This is a genomic window from Paenibacillus senegalensis JC66 (assembly GCF_000285515.1).
GTDB classification, from domain to species: Bacteria; Bacillota; Bacilli; order Paenibacillales; family NBRC-103111; genus Paenibacillus_L; species Paenibacillus_L senegalensis.
Genome location: NZ_HE610958.1, coordinates 572,013 through 573,697, shown reverse-complemented (window position 1 = coordinate 573,697; position 1,685 = coordinate 572,013). Strand labels below are relative to the sequence as shown.

Annotated in this window: 2 protein-coding genes; one reads left to right on the top strand and one right to left on the bottom strand. The window is 43.9% G+C overall.

From position 1 onward, the window contains the following. The coding region (locus PSHG_RS27295) for an NUDIX domain-containing protein (RefSeq protein WP_010272724.1) at positions 1 to 253 on the top strand (253 nt) is incomplete at its 5' end. Positions 254 to 535: 282 nt separating this feature from the next. Here the strand turns inward: PSHG_RS27295 and PSHG_RS10980 are convergent. Further along, positions 536 to 1,144, bottom strand: a complete 609-nt coding sequence (locus PSHG_RS10980; protein ID WP_010272723.1) for a superoxide dismutase — start codon at positions 1,142 to 1,144, stop codon at positions 536 to 538. Positions 1,145 to 1,685 lie beyond the last annotated feature (541 nt).

Sequence of the window (1,685 nt, the reverse complement as noted above, 5' to 3'; positions counted from 1 at the left end):
TGCCTTGTGCGAGCGCCTGGCGGAGGAAGACGGCCTTACGATCTTCCCAGAGCGGTGGCTGTTGAACACGGAGCACGTGTTCAGCCACATCCGCTGGGAGCTGGCCGTTTTCCGCTGCCGCCTGGAGCCGCTGCACGAGGAAGCAGCCCTGCCGCCGCAATATCGCTGGCTAAGCCAAGATGAGCTGGCGGAGTATGCTTTTCCTAATGTTTTTTTGCGGATAATGAAACAGCTTCAATTGCCGCAAAGTTGATTTGTTTTTAATTAGATATTAGCACTGCCGTACTCGGGCAATCTCTCAGCATACAGGCCGTGCGGCCGGCAGTACAAATCACGCAAAAAGCTTTCATTCTGGAGCTCGCGAAAGGGAGCTGCAGCAAATAAACTTTCCTTGCAGCATCAAAATAAAGTCAAAAAGCTTGGACAGAAAACACTGTGTTTTCCGCCCAAGCTTTTGTTTTTGATCTGGTCAATCTCTGAAGGTCGCTTATTTGAATTGAAAGCTCGACAGAGATTTACTAGTGTATGTCCTGTCTTACTTCGCAGCTTCGTAACGCTTGCCTACTTCTTCCCAGTTAACTACGTTCCAGAAAGCAGCGATATAATCTGGACGCTTGTTTTGGTATTTCAGGTAGTAAGCGTGCTCCCATACATCGATGCCGAGAATTGGAGTTTTACCTTCCATCAGAGGGCTGTCTTGGTTAGGCGTGCTGCTTACTTCCAGCTTGCCGTTGTTCACCGAGAGCCAAGCCCAGCCGCTTCCAAAACGAGTAGTTGCTGCCTTAGCGAAGTCTTCTTTGAACTTCTCGAAGCCGCCAAGCTCAGACTCGATTGCTTCTGCAAGAGCACCAGTAGGTTGTCCACCGCCGTTAGGACCGATAGTTTCCCAGAAGAGGCTGTGGTTAGCATGTCCGCCACCATTGTTGCGCACAGCTGTGCGAATCGATTCCGGAACACTGTCCAGATCGGAAATCAGCTCTTCTACGCTTTTGCTAGCCAGATCAGCATGTCCTTCCAGAGCGTTATTTAAGTTGGTTACGTATGTGTTGTGGTGACGATCATGATGAATCATCATGGTTTGCTCGTCAATATGTGGTTCGAGAGCGTTGTTAGCATAAGGCAATGCAGGTAATTGATAAGCCATGATAAAAAAACCTCCTGTATCGAAATAGATTTTGATCTCCTATATTATTATCCATTTTAACTCTTAATAAATCAACATTTATGTTTAAAAAGTCGATTTCTTTTCTGTTTGTATTTATTTCGTAGCCGCAAAGCTTTGAAATGGGTGGTTCTTATGGTGGGGTGAGAGGGAAGCCCCTTTTGTTTTGCAATGGTTCGCTAAATATTTTTTATGAGTTCGTAATGATCTGTTAATTTTCTTAAAGTTAATTGAATATTAATTAATTGTGACACTGTTATGAAATAAAAATTATCTATGCTTCGTTTTGGGTCAGGTTTAGCCTTAGGGCAGATCCTAAAAATTGCTCAAAACCAATAGCTAAACCAATAGCTAAACCAATAGCTAAACCAATAGCTAAACCAATAGCTAAACCAATAGGATTTGCTCACCGCTCTTTTTTAAAAAAACCATCGACTATGGAAGAGCCATTCACCTTTCTAACCACTCTTTATAACCGTGTGCATTTTATTTTGCTGTCCATAGTCAGCTCTTTATTAAGTTT